The 8988-nt window shown below is 62.7% G+C and carries 9 protein-coding genes; 2 read left to right on the forward strand and 7 right to left on the reverse strand.

The window, feature by feature from the left end; translation table 11 throughout:
- The 7 genes from Q8N40_RS03600 to Q8N40_RS03630 form a co-directional block, all read right to left on the reverse strand.
- Positions 1-270: ATP-binding cassette domain-containing protein (locus Q8N40_RS03600; RefSeq protein ID WP_305710830.1), on the reverse strand; the 270-nt coding region annotated here is incomplete at its 3' end.
- 39 nt (positions 271-309) lie between these two features.
- A complete protein-coding gene (locus tag Q8N40_RS03605; protein WP_305320778.1) occupies positions 310-516 on the reverse strand; it encodes a hypothetical protein in 207 nt (68 codons plus the stop codon).
- Positions 517-523: 7 nt separating this feature from the next.
- Positions 524-1702 carry an ABC transporter permease gene (locus Q8N40_RS03610; protein ID WP_305710831.1) on the reverse strand — a complete coding sequence of 393 codons (1179 nt, stop codon included), beginning with the start codon at positions 1700-1702 and terminating at the stop codon, positions 524-526.
- Positions 1702-2811 (reverse strand): microcin C ABC transporter permease YejB, encoded by a 1110-nt coding sequence (locus tag Q8N40_RS03615; RefSeq protein ID WP_305321088.1) that lies wholly within the window; start codon positions 2809-2811, stop codon positions 1702-1704. Before Q8N40_RS03615 ends, Q8N40_RS03610 begins: the two co-directional genes overlap by 1 nt.
- Positions 2812-2814: 3 nt before the next feature.
- Positions 2815-4662 carry an extracellular solute-binding protein gene (locus Q8N40_RS03620; protein ID WP_305710832.1) on the reverse strand — a complete coding sequence of 616 codons (1848 nt, stop codon included), beginning with the start codon at positions 4660-4662 and terminating at the stop codon, positions 2815-2817.
- A gap of 14 nt (positions 4663-4676) precedes the next feature.
- Positions 4677-6566: an extracellular solute-binding protein gene (locus tag Q8N40_RS03625; protein WP_305710833.1), complete on the reverse strand. Its 1890-nt coding sequence runs from the start codon at positions 6564-6566 to the stop codon at positions 4677-4679.
- Between the two features lie 210 nt (positions 6567-6776).
- Entirely contained in the window at positions 6777-7325 is a 549-nt protein-coding gene (locus Q8N40_RS03630) for a cytochrome c family protein (RefSeq protein WP_305322296.1), read from the reverse strand.
- A gap of 198 nt (positions 7326-7523) precedes the next feature.
- Here Q8N40_RS03630 and Q8N40_RS03635 point away from each other — a divergent pair, with 198 nt between their 5' ends.
- Together Q8N40_RS03635 and Q8N40_RS03640 are read left to right on the forward strand one after the other, a co-directional pair.
- Entirely contained in the window at positions 7524-8270 is a 747-nt protein-coding gene (locus tag Q8N40_RS03635; protein ID WP_305322295.1) for a 3-deoxy-manno-octulosonate cytidylyltransferase, read from the forward strand.
- A gap of 105 nt (positions 8271-8375) precedes the next feature.
- Positions 8376-8988, forward strand: a 613-nt coding sequence (locus Q8N40_RS03640; RefSeq protein WP_305710834.1) for a prephenate dehydratase, incomplete at its 3' end; no start/stop codon positions are given.

Consider the following 8988-nt stretch of genomic DNA (forward strand, 5'->3'; position numbering starts at 1 on the left):
CCTGATCTCGTGCTCCGGCAGGTCGATCAGTTCGCGGCCCTTGAAGTGGATGCTGCCCGACGGATGCGACGCGGTCGGATACGGCAGCAGCTTCAGGATCGACAACGCGCTGACGGATTTGCCGGAACCGGATTCGCCGACTAGCGCCACGCACTGGCCGCGCCTGATCTCGAAGGAAATGTGGTCGACCGCGACCGTGGTGCCGCTCGGCTGGTGAAACGCCACCGAGAGATCGCGGACGTCGAGCAAGAGCTGGTTGATGGCGTCCATTACGACGGGCCTCGGGTTGGACCAAAACGACTTTGTCGTTTACTCATCTCGCCCGTCCTGTCGGCCAAGCAAATTCACGTCGATCTCGCTTTCCGCGTGATCGACAGGTTGGTCAGGTTTCGAAGCTGTATTGAGCTTCGTTTGATGCTCGATTATGACGGTCACCAATGAAGATGGATTGATCCCTTCCCGCAATTCCCCGGGAAGTTTCGAAGCTGGATAATGTCTTGTGATAAAGGTGGTCATGGGGCACCTACCTGAACGTCTTGCGCGGATCGAAGGCGTCGCGGACGCCCTCGCCGATGAAGATCAGCAGCGACAGCATGATGGCGACCGCGAAGAAACCGGTGAAGCCGAGCCACGGCGCCTGCACATTGGCCTTGCCCTGCGACAGCAATTCGCCGAGCGACGGCGAACCCGGCGGCAGGCCGAAGCCGAGGAAGTCGAGCGCGGTCAGCGTCATCACCGACGACGACACGATGAAGGGCAGGAAGGTCATGGTCGCGACCATGGCGTTCGGCAGCAGGTGCCGGAACATGATCTTGGCATTGGAGACGCCGAGCGCGCGCGCCGCCATGATGTATTCGAAATTGCGCCCGCGCAGAAATTCCGCGCGCACCAGCCCGACCAGCGACACCCATGAGAACAGCAACAGGATTCCGAGCAGCACGAAGAAACCGGGCACCAGCACCGACGACAGGATCAGCAGCAGATAGAGCGAGGGAATGGCACTCCACACCTCGATGAAGCGCTGAAAGCCGAGATCGACCCAGCCGCCGAAATAGCCCTGCACGCCACCGGCGGCGACGCCGATGATCGAGGAGATGATGGTCAGCGAAAGCCCGAACAGCACCGAGATGCGGAAGCCGTAGATCAGCCGCGCCACCACGTCGCGGCCCTGGTCGTCGGTGCCGAGCCAGTTGTATTCGAGATCGCGGCAGCCCGTGAGGCCCTTCTTCTGCACCACCTCCTTGCACTGCGCTTCCGTCAGCATCCAGGTCGGCTTCGAGGGCGCCGGGGTCGGCAGATCGAGATTGTGGGTATGGTAGGAATAGCGGATCAGCGGCCACACCACGGTGCCGCCCTTGTCGGCGATCAGCTTCTGCAGATAGGGATCGCGGTAGTCGGCGGCGGTTTCGAAATCGCCGCCGAAGGTGGTTTCGGAATAGCTGATGAAGGCCGGGAAATACAGCTTGCCATCGAACTTGATCAGGAACGGGCGGTCATTGGCGATCAGTTCCGCGAACAGCGAGATGAAGAACAGGATCAGGAAGATCCAGAACGACCAGTAGCCGCGGCGGTTGGATTTGAAATTCTGCCAGCGGCGCCGGTTGAGCGGCGACGGCGAGAAGCGGTGGCGCGTCATCGGCGCGGCCTCGCCGAGCGGCGACTGCATGGTGGTTTCAATCGGCTGCGGCGCAGTGAGGGTCATCAGACTTCCCGCGCCTCGAAATCGATTCGGGGATCGATCCACATATAGGCGAGGTCGGAGACCAGGTTGATCACGAGTCCGACCAGCGAAAAGATGAACAGCGTGCCGAACACCACGGGATAATCCCGGTTCAGCACGCTCTCGAAGCCGAGCAGGCCGAGCCCGTCGAGCGAAAAGATGGTTTCGATCAAGAGCGAGCCCGAGAAGAAAGCGTGGATGAATGCGCCGGGGAAGCCGGCGATCACGATCAGCATGGCGTTGCGGAAGATGTGGTTATAGAGCACCTGCCGCTCGCTGCAGCCCTTGGCGCGGGCGGTCATGACATATTGCTTGCGGATCTCGTCGAGGAACGAGTTCTTGGTCAGCAGCGTCATGGTGGCGAACGCGCCGAGCGCCATCGAGACCAGCGGCAACGCGATATGCCAGAAATAATCCGCGATTTTCCAGTACCAGGGAAACTGCGCCCAGCCGTCCGAGGTCAACCCGCGCAAGGGGAAGATGTTGAAGAATGAACCGCCGGCGAACAGGATGATGAGCAGGATCGCGAACAGGAACCCGGGAATCGCAAATCCGATGATGATGACCGCCGAGGTCCAGGTGTCGAATTTCGAGCCGTCCTGTACCGCCTTGCGGATGCCGAGCGGAATCGAGATCAGATAGGTCAGCAGCGTCATCCAGATCCCGAGCGACATCGAGACCGGCAGCTTCTCCTTGATCAGCTGCAGCACGCTGACGTCGCGAAAATAGCTCTTGCCGAAATCGAACCGCGCGAAATTCCACACCATCAGCGCGAAGCGCTCCGGCGCCGGCTTGTCGAAGCCGAACTGCTTTTCGAGGCTCTTGATGAAATCGGGGTCGAGGCCCTGCGCGCCGCGGTATTTGGAGTTGGTCATGTCGGCGGAGGCGCCGACCTGGGTGCGGGCGCCGAAATCGCCGCCCGACGAACCCGAAATCCGGGAACTGGCGCCGGTATCGGCGCCGCTGAGCTGCGCGATCACCCGTTCGACCGGCCCGCCCGGCGCAAACTGCACCACGATGAAGGAGACGAACAGGATTCCGAGCAGGGTCGGGATCATCAAGAGGATACGGCGGGCGATATATGCGCTCATGTTCTATTTCGCCTGTTCAATCCTGGCCGCCTTGTTGGCCTCGAACCACCACGTCTCCGGCGCGCCGCGCGCGTAGCGCGGCTTGACCTTGGGATAGCCGAACTGGTCCCAATAAGCGATCCAGTGTGATGCCTTGTTCCAGTGCGGAATCCAGTACCGGCCGGAGCGCAGCACACGATCGAGCGCCCGGCACGCGGTATTGAGCTGCGCCTGGCTCTGCGCCGCAATCGCCTTTTCCACCAGCGCGTCGATGACGGGATCGGCGACGCCGGCGAGGTTGTTGGAGCCCTTGGTCTTGGCGAACTCGCTGGAGAAATAGTTTCGCAGCGCGCTGCCGGGAATCTGCGGATAGATGAAGCGCGCGATCGCGATGTCGAAATCGAAGTCCTTGATCCGCGCCTCGGCCTGCGACGGATCGACCAGCCGGATGTTGGCGTCGATGCCCAGCACGCGCAGGTTCTTGATGAAGGTGGTGTGATGCGGCTCGAACGAACGCTCGGTGAGCAGGAATTCGATCGTGAGCTGTTCGCCCCTGGCGTTCACCCGCTTGCCGTCCTTGACGGTCCAGCCGGCGGCATTGAGCAGGTCACCGGCACCGCGCAGCAGTTTGCGATCCTGTCCCGACCCGTCGCTGACTGGGGGGACCCAGGCCGGCCCGAACACTTCAGGCAACACGCGGTCGCGGAACGGCTCGAGCAACGCGAGCTCCTCGGGCGACGGCGCGCCCTTCGCCATCATCTCGGAGTTCTGGAACACCGAATGGGTGCGATCATAGGCGCCGTACATCAGGTTCTTGTTGGTCCATTCGAAGTCGAAGGCGGTGACCATCGCCTCGCGCAGGCGGCGGTCGGCGAACTTGTCGCGCCTGGTGTTGAGCAGCCAGCCCTGCGCGCCCGAGGGGCGCTCGTCGGGAATCACCTCGCGCTTGACGCGGCCGTCGCGCAACGCGGGAAAGTCGTAGCGCGTCGCCCAGACCCGGGAGGTGAACTCCTCGCGGAACAGATAATTGCGGCCGATGAAGGCTTCGAGGCCGACTTCGCGGTCGCGGTAATACTCGTCGCGGATCAGATCGAAATTATACTGTCCGCGTGCGACGGGGAGATCTTCGCCCCACCAGTTCCTGACCCGCTCGAATTCGATATAGCGTCCCTGCTCGAAGCGCGCGACGCGGTACGGACCCGAGCCGAGCGGCGCCTCCAGCGAGGTCTCGTCGAACGATCGTGTACCGTAGTATTTTTCCGAGAAGATCGGCATCGATGCCGCCAGCGCCGGCGCATCGAGGCCGCGGGCCGGCGAGAACCGCAACACGACGGTCTGCTTGTCCTCGGCCGCGATTTCGGCGAGCTCGCGCAACACAGAGGAATAGGCCGGGTGTCCCTTGGTCTTCAGCGTGGTCAGCGAGAATACGACATCGGCCGCGGTGATGTCGGTGCCGTCGTGAAACTTGATCCCGGAGCGCAGACGAAAGCGGTAGCGCAGTCCGTCCGACGAGACCGTCAGTTCCTGCGCTGCCTGGGGATAAACGGCGTCGGGCTCATCCAGCGCCCGCGTCATCAGCGATGCGAATGTAAGGCCCATGTCATTCGCGACGTCGCCCTTGATGATGTAGGCGTTGAGCGAATTGAAGGTCGATCCGCCCGCGCCGACCAGCTGCGAAAACATCCCGCCCTTGGGCGCATCGACATTGACGTAGTCGAAATGGCGGAAATCCGAGGGGTATTTCAGTTCGCCGAACGCCGACAGGCCGTGGACTCTGGCGCCGGCATCGTTCGCGATCGCCGGCCGAAGCCATGCCGCGCCGACGGCGCCGGCACCCAGCCGCAGCACGCGGCGTCGATCGAATTGCATCATGCCGGGAGTATCCCTCAAGATCGTTTGCCGATCCTGGCGGCCTTGTCGGCGTCATACCACCAGATCGCGGGGAATGCCGACTGGCCGTATTTCGGCAGCTCGGCCGGCCGGCCGAAGCGATCCCAGCGCGCGGTTCGCACCTTGTTGTAGGTCCATTGCGGCACGACGTAGTGATTCCACAGCAGCACGCGATCGAGCGCCTTGGTCGCGGCGACCAGATCGTCGCGGTCCCCGGCGAAAATCAGCCGCTCGATCAGTCTGTCGATCGCGGGATTCTTGATTCCGGTGATGTTACGCGACCCCGCCATGTCGGCGGCCTGCGTGCTCCAGTATTCGCGCTGCTCGTTACCCGGCGAAAGCGATTGTCCCCAGGACGACACCACGATATCGAAATCCCAGGTTCGCAACCGGTTCTCGTACTGCGCCGGATCGATGGTGCGCACGCTGACGTCGATGCCGAGACGTTCCAGCGACGGCTTGAAGAACAGCATGACCCGCTCGAATGAGGGATCGGCGCCGAGCAATTCGATCGTGAACGGCGCGCCGCTCTTGCTGTCGACCAGCTTGCGGTCGCGCACCTCGTAACCCGCCTCCTTGAGCAAACGCAGTCCCTCGCGCAGATTTCCGCGCACCGCTTCCGGGCTGCCGCCGACCGGGTTGGAATAGGCCGTGGTGAAAACTTCCGCCGGAACCTGACTGCGGACCGCCTCGAGGATTTCCAGCTCCCTGCCCTGCGGCAGGCCGCTCGAAGCCAGATCCGTGCCGTCGAAATAGCTGCTGATGCGCTTGTACTGGCCGAAGAAGATCTGCCTGTTCATTTCTTCGAAGTCGAATGCAAAATTCAGCGCGCGGCGCACCCGCGGATCCTTGAACTTGTCGCGCCGGAGATTCATCGCGAATCCCTGCATGATGCCGGAACTGCGGTTTGGAAACTCCTCCAGCAGCACCCGCTTGTCGGCGACGGCAGGGAAGTCGTAGGCCGTGGCCCAGTTCTTGGCGCTGTTTTCGGTCCGCCAGTCCACCTGGTCGCCCTTGAACGCCTCCAGCGCCACGATCGAGTCGCGGAAATATTCGTAGCGCAGCTCGTCGAAATTGTTGCGCCCGATATTGGCGCTGAGATCGCGTCCCCAGTGATCCTTCACCCGCTCCAGCGCAACCGAGCGTCCGGCGACGAATTCCTTGATGCGGTAGGGACCGGAGCCCAGCGGTTTCTCCAGCGTGGTGGCGGAGATGTCTCGCTTGCGGCCTTCGCTGTCGGTCCCCTCCCACCAGTGCTTCGGCAGTATCGTGAGTTGGCCCACGATCAGCGGAAGTTCGCGATTGCCCGGCGCATCGAAAGTGAACTTGATCTCGCGATCGCCGCTCTTTTCGGCCTTGATCACGGAACGGTAGTAAGCCGAATATTGCGGATGATGTTTCTTGAACGAATCCAGCGAGAAAATCACGTCGTCCGCCGTCACCGGCTTGCCGTCATGCCATTTCGCCTCCGCCCGCAGACGATAGGTGACGGAGGAAAAATCCTCGGGATGGCTGACCGCCTCGGCCAGCGCGCCGTATTCGGTGGAAACTTCATCCAGCGATGACGTCATCAACGGTTCGTGGACGAGCCCCACGGCCGACGCCAGCGAGCCTTTGACGCCGGCCACCGCGAGATTGAAATTGTCGAACGTCCCGATCAGGATCTGTCGCGCGATGCCGCCCTTGGGCGCATCCGGATTGACGTAATCGAAGCGCTTGAAGTCGGCCGGATATTTAATGTCGCCGAACAGCGAGAGCGCGTGGCGCCAGACCGGCGCGGTGGTCGCGGATTGCGCCAGAGCCTCAACGCTCGCCACTCCCCCCAGAGAGGGGGCGATCGCCGCCAGGGCCGCACTTTGCAGAAGATGTCGCCGGGAAATCGCCAAATGAAACATTCCTGTTGCTAGCGGAGTGCCCCTTTAAGAACGCAATATAAGGCAAGGTTTCGACCGATTATGTTGCTTTTTCCTCATGTTACCAGCCTGATAAAGCGCGCGGTGCGGCGAAAGGTCCCGATAACGAGGATGCGATCACAGCAAAACGGCCAGGCAGAGCCTGGCCGTTTCCACGAAACCCCATGCTGGGCCTTCGGAATGCTACTTCGACGCGGTCGGCAGCGGGGCCGGGCTTTCCGCCAGGCTGCGCAGATAGGCAACCACGTCGGCGCGCTCGCTGTCCTTCTGGATCCCGGCGAAGCTCATCGCGGTGCCTGGAACGAAGCCCTTCGGATTGGCGATGAACTTGTTGAGGTCGTCATAGGTCCAGGTGCCGCCCTTGGCCTTCAGGGCAGCGGAGGAATTGAACCCGGGTGCCGCGCCTTTGGGCGCGTTCAGAATGCCGTAGAGATTCGGGCCTACGCGGTTGGGGCCGCCCTTTTCGAAGGTGTGGCAGGCAGCACATTTCTTGGCCGCGCCGGCGCCCTTTTCGACCGACGCGGTCTGCAGCAGCTTCTCGATCGGCTCGGACGGCGCCGCGGCGGCTTCCTTGCCACCGGCAGGCGCGGCTTCCTTGACGGCGATCTCGTAACCCGGCTTTTCCGGCATGTGGGGCGCGAAAATGGCGCTGGCGGTGAAGCTCGTCACCAGCAACAGCAGGCAGGTGGCGAGAACGGCGCCCATGATTTTATTGAGTTCGAAGGAGTCCATTTTCGATCAGGCTCCAGGCCGGAAGGTCGACGTAAGGCCGCAAGAAACGGCCGGATGATCACCAGGAATCGGGCTTTCGCACCGCACCCGAGCGACGATGAGATATCGGTTTGCCCGCGCTCTGGCAACCCGTATAAACGCCCCGACTTTCCGCCAATCCCCACCATTCCCTGATCATGTGAGCCGGGTCTAAACCCTGTGACAGAGCCCCGCACCCTGGTGCTGATTCCCGCCCGCATGGCCGCCACCCGGCTGCCGGGCAAGCCGCTGCTGGACATCGCCGGCCTGCCGATGATCGTCCATGTGCTGCGCAGGGCGGAGGCGGCCGGAATAGGCCGCGTCGCGGTCGCCACCGATACGCCCGATATCGCCGCCGCCGTGACGGCCCATGGCGGTGAAGCGGTGATGACACGCGCCGATCACCCCTCCGGGTCGGACCGGATTTTCGAGGCGGTGGGCCAGATCGATCCCAAAGGCGAAGTCCAGATCATCGTCAACCTGCAGGGCGACTTTCCGACCATCCACCCCGACAATATCCGCAGCGTGCTGGCGCCGCTGGCCGATCCGGCGGTCGATATCGCGACGCTGGCAGCCCAAATCCATACCGAGGAAGAGGCCAGCAACCCCAATGTGGTGAAGGCGGTCGGCTCGCTGGTCAGCGCCGGACGGCTGCGCGCGCTCTATTTTACCCGCGCCAGTGCGCCGTATGGCGACGGGCCGCGCTACCATCATATCGGGCTTTATGCCTATCGCCGTGCGGCGCTGGAGCGCTTCGTGTCGCTGCCGCCCTCTCCGCTGGAACAGCAGGAAAAACTCGAGCAGCTGCGGGCGCTGGAGGCCGGGATGCGGATCGACATCGGCATCGTCGATACCGTGCCGCGCGGCGTCGATACCCCGGCGGACCTCGAAACCGCCCGCCAGATACTAAAGCCTCGTTCTGATTGAACGAGGCTTTATGCTTTTGTTTTGACGCGTTTTCTTCACGCGAACCGGTCTCCACTTCGCTGGAAAACGCTCTGGCGAAAAGCTGAGCGGCTGATACAAGGCGGCATGAAAAAACTCATCAAAATCGCATTCCAGGGCGAGCCGGGAGCCAATTCCCACATCGCCATCGCCGAGGCCTATCCCGACGCCGAGCCGGTGCCCTGCCCGACCTTCGAGGACGCGCTGGCCGCGATCACCTCGGGGGAAGCCGACCTCGGCATGATCCCGATCGAGAACTCGGTGGCCGGCCGCGTCGCCGACATCCATCATCTGTTGCCGCAATCCGGCCTGTTCATCGTCGGCGAGTATTTTTTGCCGATCCATCACCAGCTGATGGCGCCGCGCGGCGCCAAGCTCGGCGACGTCAAGACCGTGGAGAGCCACGTCCACGCGCTCGGGCAATGCCGCAACATCATCCGCAAGCTCAGGATCAAGCCGATCGTGGCGGGCGATACCGCAGGGTCAGCCCGCATCGTCGCCGAACGCGGCGACAGCAGCTGCGCGTCGATCGCCTCCCGGCTCGCCGCCGATATTTACGGCCTCGATATCCTGGCGGAAGACGTCGAGGACGAGACCCACAACACCACGCGTTTCGTGGTGCTGGCCCGCGAGGCCAAATGGGCGGAAGCGGGATCGGGGCCGCTGGTCACCACGTTTGTGTTCCGGGTGCGCAATTTGC

Origin of the sequence: Bradyrhizobium sp., assembly GCF_030693485.1 — a bacterium.
In the GTDB taxonomy this organism is placed as follows: domain Bacteria; phylum Pseudomonadota; class Alphaproteobacteria; order Rhizobiales; family Xanthobacteraceae; genus Bradyrhizobium.

What these genes read in the sequence shown, in the direction of transcription:
- Q8N40_RS03610 (WP_305710831.1), bottom strand. Translation starts at nt 1,702, where the DNA reads ATGACCCTCACTGCGCCGCAGCCGATTGAAACCACCATGCAGTCGCCG.
- Q8N40_RS03620 (WP_305710832.1), bottom strand. Translation starts at nt 4,662, where the DNA reads ATGATGCAATTCGATCGACGCCGCGTGCTGCGGCTGGGTGCCGGCGCC.
- Q8N40_RS03615 (WP_305321088.1), bottom strand. Translation starts at nt 2,811, where the DNA reads ATGAGCGCATATATCGCCCGCCGTATCCTCTTGATGATCCCGACCCTG.
- Q8N40_RS03605 (WP_305320778.1), bottom strand. Translation starts at nt 516, where the DNA reads ATGACCACCTTTATCACAAGACATTATCCAGCTTCGAAACTTCCCGGG.
- Q8N40_RS03630 (WP_305322296.1), bottom strand. Translation starts at nt 7,325, where the DNA reads ATGGACTCCTTCGAACTCAATAAAATCATGGGCGCCGTTCTCGCCACC.